This is a genomic window from Paenibacillus xylanilyticus (assembly GCF_013359935.1).
GTDB classification, from domain to species: domain Bacteria; phylum Bacillota; class Bacilli; order Paenibacillales; family Paenibacillaceae; genus Paenibacillus; species Paenibacillus xylanilyticus.
This window is the reverse complement of the sequence record NZ_JABMCB010000202.1, coordinates 91279-110638: the sequence shown is the minus strand read 5'-3', so window position 1 is coordinate 110638 and position 19360 is coordinate 91279. Positions and strand designations below refer to the sequence as shown.

20 protein-coding genes are annotated in these 19360 nt (G+C 47.3%); 6 read left to right on the top strand and 14 right to left on the bottom strand.

Translation table 11 applies throughout. The features are described from left to right. Positions 1–175: 175 nt before the first annotated feature. The 7 genes from HP552_RS27350 to HP552_RS27320 all read right to left on the bottom strand — a co-directional run bounded on the left by HP552_RS27350 (position 176) and on the right by HP552_RS27320 (position 7868). Complete coding sequence (locus tag HP552_RS27350; RefSeq protein WP_175398536.1) at positions 176–937, bottom strand: SDR family NAD(P)-dependent oxidoreductase; 762 nt, start codon at positions 935–937, stop codon at positions 176–178. 100 nt (positions 938–1037) lie between these two features. Beyond that, positions 1038–1349, bottom strand: a complete 312-nt coding sequence (locus tag HP552_RS27345) for a Dabb family protein (protein WP_175398535.1) — start codon at positions 1347–1349, stop codon at positions 1038–1040. Positions 1350–1535: 186 nt separating this feature from the next. Beyond that, on the bottom strand, positions 1536–1787 hold the full coding sequence (locus HP552_RS27340) for a type B 50S ribosomal protein L31 (RefSeq protein WP_095287054.1): 252 nt from the start codon (positions 1785–1787) through the stop codon (positions 1536–1538). Positions 1788–1931: 144 nt separating this feature from the next. After that, positions 1932–2198: an HPr family phosphocarrier protein gene (locus HP552_RS27335; RefSeq protein WP_312884356.1), complete on the bottom strand. Its 267-nt coding sequence runs from the start codon at positions 2196–2198 to the stop codon at positions 1932–1934. Between the two features lie 169 nt (positions 2199–2367). After that, entirely contained in the window at positions 2368–3435 is a 1068-nt protein-coding gene (gutB, locus tag HP552_RS27330; protein WP_175398534.1) for a sorbitol/xylitol/iditol dehydrogenase GutB, read from the bottom strand. Positions 3436–3513: 78 nt separating this feature from the next. Continuing rightward, positions 3514–5652: an alpha-glucuronidase family glycosyl hydrolase gene (locus HP552_RS27325; protein WP_175398533.1), complete on the bottom strand. Its 2139-nt coding sequence runs from the start codon at positions 5650–5652 to the stop codon at positions 3514–3516. Further along, positions 5649–7868: a glycoside hydrolase family 52 protein gene (locus HP552_RS27320; RefSeq protein ID WP_175398532.1), complete on the bottom strand. Its 2220-nt coding sequence runs from the start codon at positions 7866–7868 to the stop codon at positions 5649–5651. Before HP552_RS27320 ends, HP552_RS27325 begins: the two co-directional genes overlap by 4 nt. A gap of 218 nt (positions 7869–8086) precedes the next feature. Between HP552_RS27320 and HP552_RS27315 the strand changes: the two genes are divergently transcribed. Beyond that, positions 8087–9001 carry an AraC family transcriptional regulator gene (locus HP552_RS27315; protein ID WP_175398531.1) on the top strand — a complete coding sequence of 305 codons (915 nt, stop codon included), beginning with the start codon at positions 8087–8089 and terminating at the stop codon, positions 8999–9001. A gap of 113 nt (positions 9002–9114) precedes the next feature. Here the strand turns inward: HP552_RS27315 and HP552_RS27310 are convergent, their stop codons facing one another. Continuing rightward, a complete protein-coding gene (locus HP552_RS27310; RefSeq protein ID WP_175398530.1) occupies positions 9115–10515 on the bottom strand; it encodes an aldehyde dehydrogenase in 1401 nt (466 codons plus the stop codon). A 99-nt stretch (positions 10516–10614) separates the two neighbouring features. After that, positions 10615–10917 carry an ArsR/SmtB family transcription factor gene (locus HP552_RS27305; RefSeq protein ID WP_175398529.1) on the bottom strand — a complete coding sequence of 101 codons (303 nt, stop codon included), beginning with the start codon at positions 10915–10917 and terminating at the stop codon, positions 10615–10617. A 248-nt stretch (positions 10918–11165) separates the two neighbouring features. On the opposite strand from HP552_RS27305, the gene HP552_RS27300 reads away from it, so the two are divergent. From HP552_RS27300 to HP552_RS27280, 5 genes are all read left to right on the top strand, one after another. Next, positions 11166–11852 (top strand): GntR family transcriptional regulator, encoded by a 687-nt coding sequence (locus HP552_RS27300; RefSeq protein WP_376768996.1) that lies wholly within the window; start codon positions 11166–11168, stop codon positions 11850–11852. Between the two features lie 42 nt (positions 11853–11894). Next, complete coding sequence (gene uxuA / locus HP552_RS27295; protein WP_175398527.1) at positions 11895–12962, top strand: mannonate dehydratase; 1068 nt, start codon at positions 11895–11897, stop codon at positions 12960–12962. Further along, positions 12959–13822 carry an SDR family oxidoreductase gene (locus HP552_RS27290; protein ID WP_175398526.1) on the top strand — a complete coding sequence of 288 codons (864 nt, stop codon included), beginning with the start codon at positions 12959–12961 and terminating at the stop codon, positions 13820–13822. Before uxuA ends, HP552_RS27290 begins: the two co-directional genes overlap by 4 nt. Positions 13823–14062: 240 nt before the next feature. Then, positions 14063–14791, top strand: coding sequence for a DUF421 domain-containing protein (locus HP552_RS27285; RefSeq protein WP_175398525.1), 729 nt, complete (start codon positions 14063–14065; stop codon positions 14789–14791). A gap of 28 nt (positions 14792–14819) precedes the next feature. Beyond that, positions 14820–15191: a DUF4363 family protein gene (locus HP552_RS27280; RefSeq protein WP_175398524.1), complete on the top strand. Its 372-nt coding sequence runs from the start codon at positions 14820–14822 to the stop codon at positions 15189–15191. A gap of 72 nt (positions 15192–15263) precedes the next feature. On the opposite strand, the gene HP552_RS27275 is transcribed toward HP552_RS27280, so the two are convergent. The 5 genes from HP552_RS27275 to HP552_RS27255 form a co-directional block, all read right to left on the bottom strand. After that, the gene (locus HP552_RS27275; RefSeq protein ID WP_175398523.1) at positions 15264–15971 is read right to left on the bottom strand and encodes a M50 family metallopeptidase; all 708 of its coding nucleotides are present in this window, start codon (positions 15969–15971) and stop codon (positions 15264–15266) included. Positions 15972–16026: 55 nt separating this feature from the next. Then, positions 16027–16494, bottom strand: a complete 468-nt coding sequence (locus HP552_RS27270) for a hypothetical protein (RefSeq protein WP_175398522.1) — start codon at positions 16492–16494, stop codon at positions 16027–16029. A 170-nt stretch (positions 16495–16664) separates the two neighbouring features. Next, entirely contained in the window at positions 16665–17789 is a 1125-nt protein-coding gene (locus HP552_RS27265) for a metal ABC transporter substrate-binding protein (protein ID WP_175398521.1), read from the bottom strand. Continuing rightward, positions 17776–18669, bottom strand: a complete 894-nt coding sequence (locus HP552_RS27260) for a metal ABC transporter permease (RefSeq protein ID WP_175398520.1) — start codon at positions 18667–18669, stop codon at positions 17776–17778. Before HP552_RS27260 ends, HP552_RS27265 begins: the two co-directional genes overlap by 14 nt. Further along, positions 18615–19322, bottom strand: a complete 708-nt coding sequence (locus HP552_RS27255) for a metal ABC transporter ATP-binding protein (protein ID WP_175398519.1) — start codon at positions 19320–19322, stop codon at positions 18615–18617. Before HP552_RS27255 ends, HP552_RS27260 begins: the two co-directional genes overlap by 55 nt. Between the last annotated feature and the right edge of the window lie 38 nt (positions 19323–19360).

Sequence of the window (19360 nt, the reverse complement as noted above, 5' to 3'; positions counted from 1 at the left end):
CCTATTCTTATACCCCGTTCTTTTGAAAATCGAATCAATTTCATATGTATTTATGGATATATAGACAGAAAAACCACCCCTACCTTCCGTGTACACGGAGCAATGTAGGAGTGGTTTGAGCATTCTATTTGTTTATCCATAATTTCAATATTTAGACCAATTCATTTTGGTTGATTTAAATGGCAGGCATAACGTTACCGCCGCTTACCGGAATGTAGGCACCTGTGATAAAAGAGGACAGATCCGAGGCCAAAAATGCAACTGCATTGGCGATCTCCTGGTCTTCACCCCGACGCTTCAGTGGAACCGATTGAGTGTAAGCTGCATCATGTCCAGGTTCACTATTGCGGTCACGCTCGCTTATTGTCCAGCCTGGGGCGACCTGATTCACGGTAATCTGATATTCACCGACTTCCTTGGCCAGTACCCGATACAACCCGTCCATCCCACGTTTGCCGGCAGTATAAGCTGATTGTGTCGCGAAGTTCTGCATGGCGCATTCCGTGTTGATGCCGATAAATCGACCGCCTTTGGCTTCTTTCATATAAGGAATGAAGGCTTTGGCCAGGTACACACTCTGCATTACGCAGGATTCAAATTGACTGATGTAGTCCTCAGGAGATTGTTCCAACACAGTTTTCCATTCATACTGAATGACTGCATTGGCAACCACAATGTCAACTCCGCCGAGACTGGACTGAATCCGATCACGCATCTGAATAGCAGTTTCCTGTCTCGTGATATCTCCTTGAACGATAACTGCTAGCTTCCCGCCCGCTTCAATCTCCCGTTGAAGTTCAAGTGCTTTCGTTTCATTGTTTATGTAATGCAGCGCGATATTTGCACCACAGTCGGCCAGCGTGCGGGCGATCACTCTCCCGAGTTGTCCAGTGGAGCCAGTCACCAGCGCGGTCTTGCCTGTGAGATCCAATTGCATGTAGACAGCACCTTCCTTGGTTCAAGATCTACCAATATATAAAATTCTTCATGACTAAAACGATTTCGATTATTCCATTTGCTTGCCATAAGGCTATCTTTTATGCCAGATCCTCATGCTGAATCAGATCAATTTCCTGAAAACGGCTAACTTCCTTTTCCCAACGTTCTTCCACATATTTGCGGTGAACCGGGTGATCATTATAAGCATCATAAGCCGCCTGATTGGCGAAAACCATTGAGAAACTGTAGTCAAACTCATTTTTGGAGCTTACCTGGCGCAGTACCTGAAAATTCTCCACACCCGGAATTACTGCAAGCGTATTCGCACTTTCCTTCAAAAAAGCTTCAGCCCCCGGTGTATCCTTGCCATCGTAAAGTGTAAACGTCACCATATGTGTAATACTACTCATCTCTATTTCCTCCTCCAATATGATTTCACTCTATTTCCTAGTTTACCTCTGATTGATATGTAAGCGCAATCCTTAATAAAATGGTTTAGAATTGGATCGTTCATATGCAGTCATATTCCCATTCTTGAAACACAGAAAAACCCCGAGAACAAATTCCCGAGGTTTTTCTTGTCATCTATGGACAGACTAGTTTTTAAGGTTGTATTTACGGTTGAACTTGTCAACACGACCACCGATGTCCACGTTTCTTTGTTTACCAGTGAAGAACGGGTGGGATGCGGAACTAGTGTCCACACGGATTACTGGGTAAGAGTTACCGTCTTCCCATTCCATAGTCTCGTTCGAGAATTTAGTCGAAGAGCTCAGGAATTTGTAATCAGCACTTGCATCGTAAAAAATTACGGTTTGTGTCTTTGGATGGATATCAGCTTTTGGCATAATCTATTTACACTCCTTTAAATGGGTACTTCTTTGAATAGAACTAAATTTTATTATACTCTTTTTTTGGACAAAGTACCAGCAGGATTTGAAGAAACGATAAAATTAATTTATAATACGCCACAATCCACACATGATTTAACTTTACGTTATACCTTTCTCCAGTACATTCAGCATGTACTCCAGAGCCTCCAATTCATCTCTTCCTCTTGTCTGCAATCTGACTACACTGCCGTGACGGATCGGAAGAAGCGCCATACCAAGCAGGCTTTTGACATCTACACGATGCTCATGATCAGACCCCACAAACGACAATGAAATATCCGAGGCAAAACGTGACGCTTGAGAAGATACAGACATCAAATCATCCCGGTGAAAATCAGAGTGAATCGTAAATTCATGTGTTCTCACAATCTTCAGTTCCTTTCGCTAAGTAGCTTACCAACTTGAGTGGTTTGTAATATTTTATATATTAAAATCTCCATGAATTATACCACGTTATGGAAGCTTGTATCATCCTTTATTGGCGAAAAAAAACAAAAAAAGAAGCCCCCAAAATCGGGACTTCCTTCGCACCGACTCACATGCCGTTTGGATATACCATCACTTTCAGACTGCCGCTCTTGTTGTGAAGTGCCCGTTCCATCGCTTGTTGAGTTTCATCCAAAGTGTAGCGGTCAGTGATCAAGGACATCACATCATGCTGACCAGAGCTTAGAAACTCAATACCTGCCGGATACGTGTTGGCATATCGGAAAATACCGTAAATATCAACCTCATTGTCCGCGATAAAAGGGACATTCAGTGCAATTTCGTCCTGTGCCGGCAAGCCTACGATGGCCAGTTTGCCTCCCCGCCTTAATGAATATAATGCAGATTGGAGTGCCTTGGGGTTCCCTGCAGTTTCCCACGCTGTATCAACGCCAACCCCGCTCGTTAACTCACGGATGACTGCGATAGCATCTTCGTTTCGCACATTAACGGTATGCGTGGCTCCCATCCGGCGAGCGGCTTCCAACCTGACCTCTTCCAAGTCCGTAACAATGATCTTGTCGACACCATAAGATTTTGCAGCAGCCACTGCCATCAGTCCGACTGGTCCCATGCCCATAATTGCAAGTGTTGTTCCAGGAGCCAGCTTACTGCGACGTGCTGCATGAATGCCCACTGAAAATGGCTCGTTCATGGCTGCTTCCTCAAAGGACAGATGATCCGGGATCGGAAAAACCATATCTTCTCGAATGGTCATGTACTGAACAAATGCACCATCCACCGGAGGCGTTGCAAGAAATTGTACATCAGGACACAGGTTATATCGTCCTTCCTTACAAGCCGGACAGCGTCCGCAAGTGACGCCTGGTTCAATAGCGACCCGATCCCCAACCTTCAACCGCGTTACGGTAGAGCCTACAGCGGCAACGATACCTGCGCATTTATGCCCGAGAATGATCGGCTCCTCTACTACAAATCTGCCGATTCTTCCATGTTCAAAATAATGTACATCCGACCCGCAGACGCCCACTGCCATGACCTGAATAAGAACTTCGTCCTCTGCAGGCTGTGGTACAACCTGTTCTTCGATGATGATTCGTCCCGGTTCAGTCATTACAGCTGCTTTCATAGTCTCTGGTAATTGATGCTGTCCCATACGTTTCCGCCTCCTTCTGGTTGCCGATAATGTCCCTTATAATTCAAGAATACACGGTATGTGTGCTTCCCGGCTCTATTAATAGATGGTTCGCCCCTGTTCGTCCTCAATGCCGCTCTTGCGATAGAAATACGTATTGATCATGTCCCGCCATTCTTTCGCATGTTCGGCCTGGTCTTCCTGACGCGAAGCGACCTTTTCAAATATTTCAGGATCTACTTTGCCCTCAAGCTTTCTCCATGTTTCTGCCAGAACTTCTGCCTGCTCAGCACCTAAGAAGTGTGTATCATAGATATGTTGAATGACCGTCTTGCCTGAATGCAGCACATGCGTGTAAGGAACATGGTGGAAAAATAATAACAGCTCATCGGGGCACGTTTCTACAGATTCATATCGTTCAGCGTTCTCCCGGTGATACTGCAAAGCATAGCCTGTACCGCTTTTCACGGTTCGATCTACACCAATACCGTGACAATCGGCAAAATGATACGTTCCCCATTTGGAATATTCATATCCATCCACATTGGGACCGTAATGGTGATCCGGATTAACCATCCAGCCTACTCCGAGTGGTGCCGTATAATTCTCATAAATGTCCAAAGAGTTTAAAAGCATGCCGGAGATCTGCCCAACCACCTCTTCATCGTGACCAAATGTAAGTCTGACCCATTCATCGGCGATCTCCTCAGAAGACAGCTCCGGATTCCAGGCAAGTCTGCCATATCCGTACAGATTGGCTTGGGCAAGCGGGTGTCCGGTCCAGCAGGCATCTGCACCAATATTGGATACGGCTGCAAAACCACTGTGAGGCCGGTTATACAGCGATCCATCTGCAATACGTTTAACTTCCGATCCTTGACCTTTGGCATACGTATCAAAATCCAAAACTACTTTCCACTGTGGAATCAGATAACACAAGTGCCGCTGCTGGCCCGTATACTCCTGAGTAATCTGAAATTCAAGGACCTGATTCGTCTTCTCCATCGCTCCAAACAGTGGAGAAACAGCCTCCCGAACCTGAAAATCCATCGGACCATTCTTGATCTGCAAAATGACGTTATCTGCAAATCGTCCATCCAGCGGCTTAAAGTGGTCATATGCAGCTCGCGCACGGTCCGTGGAACGATCACGCCAATCCTGCTTGCAGTTATAGACGAAGCAGCGCCAGATAACCAGCCCTCCAAATGGACGAAGCGCTTCAGCGAGCATGTTCGCTCCATCGGCGTGGTCCCGATTATACGTGAAAGGACCTGGGCGGTTTTCAGAATCTGCTTTGATCAGGTAACCCCCAAAATCTGGGATAGCGGCATATACCTTGGCGGTCTGGATATTCCACCATTCGCGTACCTGTTCATCCAGTGGGTCTGCCGTAAGCAATCCGCCAATCTCCATCGGGCTAGCATAATTGGCACTGAGGAACAGTCGAATGCCATAGTCTCTGAATTCGGATGCCACCCGGGCAACATCACTCAAAAAGCGTTCCGTCAGAAACAGCGTTTCACGCTGATGCACGTTGACATTGTTGATCGATATGGCATTGATACCGGTGGAGGCAAGCAGCCGTGCATAATCGCGAATGCGTCCGATATCACGTGTGAATTCTCCATTTTCATAGAAAATGGATTCGCCGGCATATCCACGTTCAATGCTGCCGTCAACGTTATCCCACTGGTTGATCATTCGCAGTGCATTGCGGGGCTGCTCGGTAATATAGCTCCATTTTTTCGCAGATGGATCTGTTTCACTTGAACGGCCTTGGTCCAGAACCAGCTCCCTAAGCAGATGGAATGTAGCATACAACGCACCTTGAGGTGTCTCTGCACCAACCCAAAGCCTGCCTTGTTCCTCGTCTTCTCGAATGACATACCCTTCGCCTTGAACCGCAGCACGCTCACTTTCACTAAAGGCTTGTGCAACGAATGGATTCTCTGACCATGTGCCAATCCATACACCTGGAGCATTCAAAGCCTGTTCATCCGCTTGGTTGGCAGCTGTTACAGTCTTCGCTTTCACACCAAACAGTTTCTCCAGTCCCTGAGTTAGTTCTCCCAGAGCGGTAGAGATAACTTTGTGATTCTCAATCGCATATATTCGTTCCGCCCAGGCTGGGGCAGCCTTAATGCTAGCCCCTTGACGACTATAATCACCTGAGAGATATCCCAGCCAGGCATCATACTGGGGGCCGGCCAAGCTTTTTTGAATGACTGAACGACTCATTGTACCGCCTCCTTGCTAGCATAGATCTGTTCCAAACGATTGCCCTTGCCTTCAAGCAGCCACAGAATGGATGTGACTCCGCGCGGATAGTATTTGCTGCCCACGGCAACACCGGACAGGATCTGGTCACTCCAGCACCAGTACGACTCTTCCGGATGCAGCAGCCAGTTCACATGCGCCGCATCGGATGCCTGACCTGATTCATCCCACTCCATGCCCAGTAATTCTCTGGTGATAAACTGGGACAGATATATTTTGCTTAACCATGAGTTATTGCTTGTCGAGGAGAGCTTCCATCCCCCATCCTCAAACAGACAAGTACCTGGTACTAGGACGGTTTTGAGGTGAGTTTGGAGTGCTTGCAGGTAAGGACCGAACCGGCCGTTAACATCGAGAGCACCTTCACAACCTGTAAAGTAAGGGAATACCAGACCTTCAATTGCCGGAATTATACGTGAATCGTTATTTTCCGCAATGACGGCTGGGATGTAGCCACCTTCCGTTAATTGGGCTGCAACACTCGCTGCACAGCGGTCAGCCTGACGGCCTGCCTGAAGGGATAGATCCGGGAGCTTCTCAGCGGCAAAGAGTTTTTCCAAAGCCACATATACTGCCCAGCATTTGCCCGCCAGATAAATATTGTTCCGCGATTGTCCAAGCGATACATCAAGGCTGTCATAAGTTGTTATTTCTGCTCCGCCGTTGGTTCGGCTGCTATCCAGTCCCATCAGTCCATTGCGCTGATCCTCATCCGGATGATCCCGGTTCAACATGCTATCGAAGCAATCCCGAATCACAGGAAGCATTTCCTTCACAAATACCTGATCCTTGGTCTGTTCGATGTACACCGTTGCACAGCACAGCCAGTTTACAAGCTCCTCATGGCTCATCTGAGAGAAACAATCGTCAATCCCCACGAGTTCATAAGCTGAATGTCCCGGACGAGAGAATACATTGGCTACACCAATATCATGGGTAAAGGTCAATCCGCCTGGATACTCCTTCTCTTCCCCAGGGAATCGAACCTGATCGGTATAACTGTAACGTTTAACAAACCACTCGAGCTCGTTACGAACCGTCCAAGGGTTCAAAGCGAGTTCGAAGTACAGCTGATCTGCTGTCAGATCAAGGGTATTCATCATCCGGTATTCCCCTTCATTGACGATCCAGAACGGTTCGCCATCCGCATCCAGCAGTTGTGTACTTGCATAGTAACTATGGATGGAATGAGCGAGCATGAATGCCTGATCATCCGACAAGGCAGCCGTTCCCAGACGCTGTTCTGCCTCCACACAAGAAGAGGTCAGTGCATCGAAACGATCCAGCGCATACTGCCCTGCCTCTTGAATATCCGCGAAATAGCGGGTGTACCAATACGTTGTGTCCAAACCCGAAGTGACAATTCCACCGCGATAAAAACATACCGCAAACCGATATGTACGCTTCTCTCCGGCTGGAACCTCCATCAACAGTGCAGCCGTACCACCCAGGCCAAAGGCCAAATTCTCCACGTGTTTTTCCTGTAAAATTTTATCCAATGTGAACCCGAGAGCTGGCCACAGACCGTCATCAGCAGACATAATCGCTGTCAGCCTGCCTTGTCCAACTCCTGTAAGCTTTCCACCTTCAGGTCCACCAATCATGCGCATCGCAGAGTACGGGTCATTACCCTGATAGCCAAAATATGCTTTGCGTGCCTGCTTCCCTTGCGTATTATCAATTGTCATCTCCACGAGCACCGCTGGCACCAAAGCGTCTTTTAATTCTTCGAGATCACCACTCTTCGGTTCGGGTACGGGACGTACAGGCGAATAAATCCGGAAGGTAAGATCTCCTGCTGTCCACGTATCGGTTCCGGACTTGAATTCACGCGTAATTTCATCATCCCGAAAAGTTGAGATCAAGGGACGTTGAGCTCGGGTTGAAGCTGCTGATTGTGACGCTGATCCTGCCTCATCTCCTGAAGCGTTATCCGGATTTTCCAGTTTTTCGACATCGTAACGTACACTCTCATCCTCGGTCGCTTCGAAGAACGGCAGTGCCTCATAATGTCCGCCATCACGGGATTGTAATCCGATATATATATTTTGGTCTGCAGGTTTTCCCAGCTCTAAGCCGAGACCACCTTTGGCACCCTTATATCCAAGTGTAAAACTTGCAAAAGCCCCAATCGGTGAATGATGGGCGTTATAAAAAATCGATTTGGATGTGCTCATGAACGATGACCCCTCTCAAAATGGTTTGCATGCGTTTTCATAGCCTCATCCTACCACGGGCATTCTGCTCTAGACCATGGACAAATCAATCGGATATTTACCCAAATCAAGCTGTTGTATTATAATAAATTAAAGCGATTACATTTTCAAATGTTGGCAAACGATCCGTTAGATCCAGCCTGTCATTTCGATTCATACTATTATAAAGGAGGTTTCCAATGACTTCTACGTACTTGCCTCCCGCTCTTGGTGAAAGTGTGCATGAAGTGTTCTACCCGGATGTGCAAACCACCGTCAATCTGTTCGCCATTCATCTGCGGAGTGTTGGATCGGACTGGAATTACCCGGCGCATGAACACCCCCAATACGAACTGAACTATGTGACAGAGGGTGTGCAGCACATGACGGTTAACGGGCAATTGTATGCACAAAAGGCTGGCGAGCTGCTCCTGATTCCTCCGGGAAGCATTCATTCCAGCCAAAGCCAGAACGGCCAGGGATTTACCTATTTCTGCATGCACTTTGATATCGATGATCAATTATTCCTCTCTTTACTTGCCCGAATCAAGCAGGTTCTCTTTCATTCAGACAGCCCGGTTACGTTAAAAATTGAGCCAGTACTGCAGAAATTAATGAATTCTGCAAATGAAAATACAGCTTCAAATACGATGGTACAGCGCATGCAGCTGCAGTCCGCCGTATTTGAATTGTTCGGCCACCTGTGGGAGGCTGTCTCCCACGAGGCTGCACACCTGTTCACCGAAGGATACGAACGAATTGAACTTGCCCACCAGATTCGCAATCGTCTGCAAGGGCTGGTCAGCCAGCAATTTAAACAAGGCCATGAATCGGACACCCACTATGGGATTGACGACATTGCAGCCGAGCTGGGAATCAGCTCCTCGCATTGTAATCGTGTGTTCAAACAGGTATTCGGTCAGTCTCCGCGTGTAGTGCTATCCGAGATGGTTCTGCATGAAGCGAAGGTTCTGCTTGGAAATCCGAAACTGTCGGTTCAAAGTATCGCAGCCATGCTCGGGTACAGGGATATTGCCCATTTTAGCCGCCAATTCAAGCGTTGGTCAGGCATGTCTCCTTCACGGTACAGACAGGAACAACCTGCCGTGCAGTGAGTCTGATTGTCAGTATCGCGAAGCAGAGGAGCGTGCAATCGTATAGATGAATGTAAACATTTCGATCCATATCATGGAGATTGAAAGCCGCTTATTGGATATATGCGCGAATCTTATTTTAACAGACGTTTAATCGTCTTCAGCTTGCCTTCATAAGGCGGGTACAAAATGGACAAATTCAGTTTCGTGCTTTTTTTAAGCACACTTTTCATGTGAGAGAAGGTTTCGAGGCTATAGCGTCCGTGATAAGAACCGATTCCCGAGTGCCCTACGCCGCCGAACGGTAATAACGGATTGGCGACATGGGTAATGGTATCATTAATACAGCCGCCTCCAAAAGATACTTCACTCAGCACTTTCTCCTGAATTTGTTCATCTGATGTAAACAGGTAAAGAGCCAGCGGCTTGGGACGTTTCAAAATTCCGGCTATCGCTTCATTAATGTGGCCATAACTGATGATCGGCAGAATCGGTCCGAAGATCTCATCCTCCATGCTGGCGGCTTCCCATGACTCGGCATCAATGAATGTGGGTTCAATGAAACGATCCACTTCATCGGAACGGCCGCCATAGATTACTTTGTTCTGATCCCGTTCGATCAGGTTCGTTAATCGTTTAAAATGAACTTGGTTGACGATTCGTCCGTAATCCGGATTGTGCTGAATGTCTGTACCGAAGAACGATTTTACCACTTCTTTCATCTCAGAGATCAGCTGTTCCTTCACCTGTTCATGCACAAGCAGATAGTCTGGTGCGATACAGGTTTGCCCTGTATTAAGCAGCTTGCCCCATATGATGCGCTGGGCAGCCACTTTAATGTCCGCCCTCTCGTCCACGATGACCGGACTTTTGCCACCAAGCTCCAACGTGACGGGAACGAGATTTTTGGCTGCTGCCTCCATGACAATTTTGCCTACCGGCACACTACCAGTAAAAAAGATATAGTCAAATGGCGCGTTAATAAGAGCTGTTGTTGTATCCTTCGCTCCTTCCACCACATGTACGTAGGCTGGTTCGAAAACCGAGGCGATCATTTCGCGAACAACTGCTGAGACGGCTGGCGTGTTTTCTGATGCTTTTAACACTGCGGTATTTCCCGCGGCAATGGCACCTATCAACGGTTCAATCAGAAGCTGAAACGGATAGTTAAACGGACCGATGATCAATACCGAGCCATATGGCTCGGGAATAATGTAGCTTTTGGAGCCAATTAGGGCCATGCGGGTTTTTACTTTGACGGGTTTAACCCATTTCTTCACTTTTCGTATGGTGTGTGTAATGCTGTCCATCATAAACCCGATTTCGGTCGTATATGATTCAAACTCACTTTTACCCAAATCCTGATACAGTGCTTCAGTTAGCCTCGACTCATACTTCTGAATAGCCTGTTTCAGATTAGTTAAACGTGCAGTCCGGGTTTCTGCCGAACGCGTGGCTCCCGAGTGGAAGAACTGATGCTGCTGCTCCAAAATGAGCTTTACCTCATGACTGTCTAGTTCACGCAAGGTACTCATATTTCAACTCTCCTCTACATATTATTGATGAAAGGTTTAAACGAACGAACATATTGACGCGGCTGTGTGCCTGTTTACATGAACGAGTGTAATTACTGGCTACAGACACTCTTTTTCGAGCGCTGCAACTAGTTCTTTCAAGCGCTCGACAGACGGCTTCAAGGAAGCGGAATAATAACGCTGAGTGCCTTTTTGTTCTACCGAGATTAGCCCTTTTTCAAGCAGCAATTTGAGATGGTGGGAAATCGCGGGCCTGGACAGGCTGGATTGTTCGGTGATTTCATTAACGGTCATCTGGCCTCGCTCGGTCAGTGTGAGTAAGATTCCTTGGCGGTGGTTATCACTAAGCACCTGGAACAAAGGAATGCAGGACTGGAAAATGGTTAACGCTTCTTGTCCCATGGTTTCACCTCGATCAGTTCATTATTATATTACTGGCTCTTTCCTAACTGTCAGTTGGTTTAAACATTTAAACGCATATGATTATTGTACCCTCATCGTGAACAAATCTCAATAATTCTACACTTTCGTCTAAAATGACATAAAAGCGCTTCCATACTACCATACTTGTATGGTAGTATGGCAATAAAGGAGTTGAAGTTGTGGAATATCCCCCAAAGTTCTCATCCAAAGCCGGTTTGTCATCTTCCATAAATGGTCTGTCGTCCAAGAGTAAGCAGTCCTCCTCGACACGGGATGTGGTCTATGCCACGTTGAAGCAATTGATTCTAAGTCTCAAGTTGCCTCCGGGAACGGCCATCTCCGAAAAGGAGATATCGCTCGAGTTCCAGGTTAGCCGGACCCCTGTACGGGAGAGTTTTGTAAGGCTTGCTCAAGAAGGTCTGCTTGAAGTGTATCCCCAGCGAGGTACATATGTTTCCCTGATTCAGGTAGATCTCGTAGAGGAAGCACGCTTCATGCGCGAACAGCTTGAACGAGCCGTGATTCGGCTTGCATGCTTGCAGTTTCCAGATCGGGAGATGCAGGCTTTGGAGCAAAACCTTGCTCAGCAGCAGGCATGTTTGCTCAAACCGGATGATGAACGAATGTTCCAACTGGACGAGGAATTTCATAGCACCCTTTTTGCAGGTTGTAACAAAAGCAAGACATGGACCGTGATCCAGCAAATGAACGTGCACCTTAATCGGAGCCGCATGCTTCGTTTGTCATCAGATCACCAGTGGGACCACTTGATCCATCAGCACCGGTCCATGGTGGAGGCCATTCGGCAGCATGATGCCAAGACGGCAGAGCGAATTATGCAGGAGCATCTTCATCTGACTGTCACGGATTTGGCCATCCTGCGGGATACATACCCTTCTTATTTTCAACAATGACAAGTCCTGCTCCTTCTAACTACACTTGATGAGGTGAACGTGATGAAAATGGTTTTTCGCTGGTTTGGCGAAGGCAATGATACGGTGACGCTTGATCATATCCGGCAGATTCCGGGTGTGGAAGGCATCGTATGGGCGCTGCATGATGTACCAGCAGGTGATGAATGGCCGATGGAGAAAATTTTGGCTGTCAAAGTAGCTGCGGATCAGGCAGGATTGCATCTGGATGTGGTGGAAAGTGTCAATATTCATGAAGATATTAAGCTGGGTCTGCCTACACGGGACCAATACATCGCCAATTACAAAAAAACGATGGAAAAGCTCGCTCAGGTTGGGGTAAAAGTCATCTGTTACAATTTCATGCCCATCTTCGACTGGCTGCGTACGGATCTTCATAAGGAAATGGAAGACGGCTCCACAGCCCTCTTCTATGAGAGCAGCAAACTTGCGGATATTGAACCGCTTGAGCTCGTTCGGCGTATTACTGAAAATTCCGCATTAACCATGCCTGGCTGGGAACCTGAACGGCTGCAGTACCTAACAGGTCTCTTTGAAGCCTATAAAAATGTGACAGAGGAAGATATGTGGGATAATGCCCGGTATTTCCTGCAGGAGATTATTCCTACGGCGGAGAGGCTCGGCATTCGAATGGCTATCCACCCGGATGATCCGCCATGGCCTATCTTTGGATTACCGAAAATTATTATCAGCCAGGATAATCTTCGCAAATATCTAAACCTTTATGACAGCCCTTCCAACTGTGTAACTTTATGCAGCGGCTCTCTTGGAGCGAACCCGGCGAACGATATTATCGGCATGATTCATGAGTTCCGGGACCGGATTCCGTTTGCTCATATTCGCAATGTCAAAGTGTATGAAAATGGCGACTTTATTGAAACCTCACACCGCAGCCAGGATGGTAATGTGGATATTGCAGGTGTGGTTGAGGCTTATCACGACATCGGTTTTGAAGGATATGCAAGGCCGGACCACGGACGTCATCTCTGGGGTGAACAGTGCAGACCGGGTTACGGTCTCTACGATCGCGCTCTGGGCATTATGTATCTCTGGGGCGTCTGGGATTCTCTGCAAAGGAGGGCAAAAGCATGAGCAACTATTTATCTGAACCATCTTCCCGTCTGAAAGGCAAAACGGCTGTAATTACAGGTGGTGCCGGTGTGTTGTGCCGTTCCATGGCTGAAGAACTTGCACGACACGGGGCCCGTGTCGCCATTCTCAATCGTACTGTATCTAAAGGCGAAGAAGTTGCTGCAGCAATTGAAGCTTCTGGTGGAATAGCCATTGCCGTTGCTTGTGATGTAACCCAATCGGATAGTGTGAAGGCCGCTGCGGCGACTGTACTGGAACAGCTGGGTCCCTGCGATATTCTGATCAATGGTGCAGGCGGTAATCATGCCAGTGCCAATACCACCAATGAAATTTTCAGAATGGAGGATCTCGAACAGCCTGAGGTTACTACTTTTTTTGACGTCAGTGTGGATGGGTTCCGTCAGGTGATGGATCTCAATTTTGTGGGATCTCTTATTCCTACCCAGATCTTTGCAAGGCAAATGATTGAGCGTGATGTTCCCGCTACTGTCATTAATATTTCGTCCATGAGTGCACCGTCCCCCATGACCAAAGTTCCAGCGTACAGTGCAGCCAAAGCGGCAATCAACAATTTTACGCAGTGGCTTGCCGTGCATCTTGCCGAATCGGGTATTCGAGTAAATGCCATCGCACCAGGATTTTTCCTGACAGAGCAAAACCGCAACCTGCTGCTTCATCCGGATGGCTCTCCTACGGAACGCTCCAGCAAAATCATTGCGCATACGCCAATGCGCCGATTTGGCAAACCGGAAGACCTGCTCGGTACGTTAATGTGGCTGGCAGATGAGAAACAGTCTGCATTCGTCACAGGCACCGTCATCCCTGTCGATGGTGGATTTATGGCATACGCTGGCGTATGAATGCTCTCTTAAACTTTTGAATATAAACGATAAGCTACACTAGCCAAATTTGGCTGATGTATCGCATGTAGACCCGAAACCAGTAGTGCAAACCCGGTTTCGGGTTTTTGCGTATTCAGAATAAGATCATCCAGCCAAGGAAAAGCTTGTATTAGTCCAAAAAAATGCTTGGCGGCCTAGTCGTTTTGAAAGAACAGATGACATGCACCCGTTTGCCAAGCGAAGGAAGGTGATACATACATGATGGAAGAAACATGGGTTGTTGCTGTACGCTCCATTATCGCTTTTTTGACCCTGATCATCTATACAAGAGTGCTTGGCAAACAGCAGATGGGCAACCTGACGTATTTTGATTACATTAACGGCATTACCATCGGCTCCATTGCAGGTACTTTTGCGACCGACTTATCCTCTAAAGCATGGATTCATTTCGTGGCTTTGACCATTTTCACCATAATAACGATCATTTTTCAATTCATTACCTTAAAAAATCGAACCATCTCCAAACTGATGGACTCCGATCCCACTTTAGTGATTCAGAACGGCAAAATCCTGGAACAGAATCTCCATAAAATGCGTGTGAAGTTTGACGAGTTAACCATGATGCTGCGGCAAAAAGATGTGTTTGACATTACGACATTGGATTACGCAATCCTTGAACCGAATGGCAGTCTCTCCGTTGTACTAAAACCTGAGAATCAACCTGTTACTGCCAAAGACATGCATATGCACCCACCCAAAAGTAAGCTGATGACCGAACTGATCATTGATGGTGTCTTGATCAAGCAGAATTTGAAGGAGCGAAACAAGGATATAAATTGGCTAACGGAACAGTTGAAAAAGCAAAATATCACGGTCCAGGACATTGCTTTCGCGGCTATTTTGCCTAACGATAAATTGTATATCGACCTTTTCAAAGATCAATTTCAAGAAAAAACGGATATGGGCGATTACAAGGGACCTTTCTAACGTTCAATATTTGCAAGGAGGCGGCTGAATGAAAACCCGTTTTTGGTTGCTGTATGTGGTTCCAATTTTTTTACTGATTTTGTTTGTGGCTATCATGGTCAGTGGACCCTTTCTCAAAAAGCCCTTTGGCGCAGATGATCGGTTGCTGGAATCCGTACAAACGCTGGAAAAGCAGGTGAAAGGGAAACAGTGGACTGAAGCCAAGTCTCAAATTGATTATGCGATGCAGGCCTGGGATCGAATCGTCAACCGCATTCAGTTCAGCGTGGAGCGTGAAACGATTTATGATATTCTGGGTACACTCTCACGGATTAAAGGTGGGGTTGCCGCCGAAGATGATAAGGCGATTATGGAAGAGCTCCATTATTTCTACGTATTATGGGAAAACCTTGGCGACTAATGGTGAGACAAATTCATTACGTAAAGGAAAAGGCACCTCCTTTATTTTAAAGGAAGTGCCTTTGTCTTGCGTTTAAACGTTTCGCTGACGTAATCCCCGTGAGCGTGGCTTGCGTACCGCACCCTCTTTGCGGAAAAAAAGACTCAGGGCGCCCTTCGCACACCAGAGAGAAAATAACGCAAATAGGGTTCCCCAAAACAGGGCCGGCAGGAAAGTCTGCTGTGCGAGATTGGCTGCATCTCCTGCCCGTGAAGGCTGCGTCCAGGACATCAGTCCGACATACATGGCACTCACCACGGACTCTTCCAGCGTCAGGAAAGCCAGTAACAGATAATAGAACTTCACTATTCTGGCGCCAAAAATCATCATCACGACATTCAGGGCAATGAACCCTGTGAGCCATAACATCCCGAACTCTCCTCTTACGTATAACAAAAGAGATACAAGTGCAACAGCAGTCATGATGCCCAAACCCCAGATGTGCAAGCCTTTGCGATACAAGTAGAATAGCAGCCAGGCAAATAGTGATGCCGTTATATATCCTGCCAGAGACACCAATATGGATCTGCCTGGTGTCAGCATGGATGAATAGGTAACGCCGCTGTGATCCGCGTATAATTCGATACGCAGAACTTTTCCTGATAATAGCAGGGTGACCAACGCATGGCCGAATTCATGAATCATCGTATCCAGATTTCGGAACAACGAAGAAAACGGAATAAAACGTGTGAGAAAAACGGAAGCCACCAGAAACAATATGGTTTTGAGCCATTTATTCAATTCTGTATCCCTCCTTGTCTCCGAGTAACAATTCCCAACGTTTATACTACGCTTCTTAGCTCAACTCGTTTCGTTCCATGAAATGGGCAGCACAATATTCCATCCACCAGCAGAAACTTCGATTGTGTCCTATGAAAAAAGAAGACATATCATACCGTCCCCTCTCTACTTCCAGTGTAACAAGCAGTCGATTTCGCATACGCTTCAGCGCATATTGAACAAATTGATCTGCAGTTTCAGTTTGCACTAGTGTAACATAAGCATACAGCGAATGGTCTACAGGTTCATCAAGCGGACTAACACCTGCACACGAAAACTCGGTCTCTACACCAGCTTGCTGAAGCAAGGATAGTGCCTTGAGCAGCTCCGCATCCACTTCTACTCCGTTCCACACCACTGTTTTCTTCGCTGATATCGTATGTTTTTCACGCTCCGTCCAGTGCATAAGCTCCTGCTTGCGTCTTCTCCAAAGATGGGGTGGCTGCTGACTTAGCAGAATTTCCTGTTCTTCACTTCGTTCCATATGCGTCTTCTCCTCCTGTAACCCCAATCGTTCTCCGGTCCCCTTATACAACGAAAAGAGCACATCACTGTGCTCTCTGCGTGGCAAAAGGCAAAGGAATGGCATCGCCATTCCTCAGCATGTTGTATCATTGTACCTCTTTCGATGACTAGCATCAAATGGATTTATGTTTATTCATTCAGTGCCCGTTCCAGGGCATCCAGATTCTGCTTCATAACACTGATATAGTCCATTCCTGCTGCAATCTCCTCTTCGGTTAATCCTTCAATCGGGTTCAACACAGCCGTTTGGGCACCGACTTCACTGGCGATGGTCTCGGATACTTTGGAAGATACCAGAGTTTCGAAGAAAATCGTTTTGACCTGGTGTTCCTTGGCAAAATCAATAACGGATGCCATCTGTGCTGCAGAAGGCTCTTGTTCTGGAGATAAACCCGCAATCGGCACCTGTTTCAGTCCATACTGCCGGGCAAGATACCCGAACGCTGCATGCTGAGTAATGAAATCTTTTCGTTTGCTGTCTGTCACAGCTGCTTTGAATTCCTGATCCAATGTTTCCAGTTTGGCAATGTACGCATCAGCATTTTGCTTGAACTGTTCAGCATGCTCCGGTGCAGCCTTCGCCAGTCCTGCTTCAATATTCCGCACCTCCTGAATGGCCAGAACAGGCGACAACCACACGTGCGGGTCAAGTCCACCATGATCATGTGTGTGCCCTTCTTCTGCCTCAGTATCATGTTCGTGGTCATGGTCTTCTGTAGCGGCTTCATTGGCATGCTCGTGATCGTGTTCTTCAGTGGCTGCTTCTTCACCATGATCATGATTATGGTCATGCTCTTCTGCAGTTGCTTCATCTGCACTTGACTCCCCATGATGATGGCCATCTTCTACTCCTTCAAGCAGATCAATGCCTTGGCTTGCTTCTACTTGTACAAGCTTGTCATTACTCAGAGTATTCTTCACTTGATCGATCCATGATTCCATACCAGCGCCATTATAGACGAGTACATCTGCTTTCTCGATGCTTGCTATATCCTGGGGTGTTGGCTCCCAGTCATGGGGCTCCATTCCGGCTGGAACGAGTGTATGTACATCAGCCAGATCGCCTGCTATATTTTTGGTGAACTCATACATAGGGTAGAAACTGACTTGTACGTCCAACTTCTTCTCAGTCGCTGCCGGAGCGTTTGCCGAAGCCGCATCCGATTCGGATGCCGTTTTCGTTTGACCGCAGCCGGCTGCAATAAGTGTGAGACTGAACAATAGTCCCAATGTTGATCTTTTACTGAATTTCATGTGGTATATTCTCCCTTGATTGTATGGATATAATTGCGTGCTGCTGCTTTCTTTCCTTGCGATGACGCTTACGGTTGTATTGTTGAATCAGCTTCTGTGCTGATATTCCAGTCAATAGAAAGGCCAGCAGAATGAGGGCGATCGTCCCTCCTGGGGGTGTATTCAAGTGGTAAGATGTTGTCAACCCGCCGAAGATCCCGATTAACCCGGTAAGGACGGCGATCACTATGGCTGCTGCGAAGCTGCGTGAGACTCTCAGAGCCAGCGCAGCCGGCAGCACAATTAGGGCAGATACAAGCAGTACACCGACAATGGGCATGGCTGAAGCAACCGTCAGACCCGTAAGTACTGCAAATGCAAACGATAAACCTTTGACCTGAATGCCTCCGATAGAAGCTGTCTCTTCATCAAACGTCAAATTGTATAAAGGTCTACGTAGTACAATGAAAAAAATCAAACCGGTCACACACACCGCCGCCATCATCCATAGCTGTGTATCGCTAACAGCTACAATGGATCCAAATAAATAGGAACTAAACGTCTTGGACAGACTGGATTTCAGACTCATAAGCACAACAGCTAGCGCCAAGCCTGACGTCATGATGATCGCTACAGGGACCTCACTGTAAGTCAGGTAATTACGCCGCAATTGTTCCACCAGCAGTGCGCCAATGACTGCGATGGCAAAACCACAAATGACTGGATCAAGGTTCAAAACTGAACCAAGTGCAACCCCGGCAAGTGAAACGTGAGACAATGTATCCGCCATTAATACCTGACGCCGAAGCATCAGATAAACACCCAGAATGGGAGCTATGATTCCAATCAGTCCGCCTGCCCAGAAAGCACGCTGCATGAATTCGTACTCAAACACTGCCATTCCTCGCTTTCTTGCCGTTCCAGGACAATGGTTCGATCCAATCGGTTGCCCATCTCTTCCAGACCATGTGTCACCATAATAATCGTCAGCCCATGCACATCTGCATAGTGACGCATCAGATTATGGAATCCTTCCCTGCTGCGGCGGTCCATTCCCGTTGTGGGTTCATCCAGTACAAGCACTTGGGGCTGTCCTGCCAAAGCTCTGGCAATGCATATTCGCTGTTTCTGCCCACCAGACAGTTCACCTATCCGCGTATTCCGGTGTTCCCACATGCCTACCTCTCGGAGACTTCTCTCCACGACAGCTTCCTGTTCAGCTCTGAATCTGCGGAAGAGACCAAGCTTGCGGTAACATCCGGATCGAACCAGTTCAATGATTGTACTGGGAAATCCGCTATTAAACGATGCCACCTGTTGGGGCACATATCCGATCTCCAGTTTGCTGCCACGGATGTTCTGAACATTCATATGTACCGTGCCGCTCCAGGGCTGTAACAGCCCCAGCAGCAACTTCAGCATGGTTGTTTTCGCAGAACCGTTCGGGCCGGTAATGCCTACGAACTCACCCACGTGAATATCCAGCGACAGATGGTCAATGACAGGCTCTTTGCCATAGCCAAAGACCACATCGCGCATGGAGGATAGAATCATGACGTTTCCTCTTTTCGCAAGTATTACGATGTAGAAAA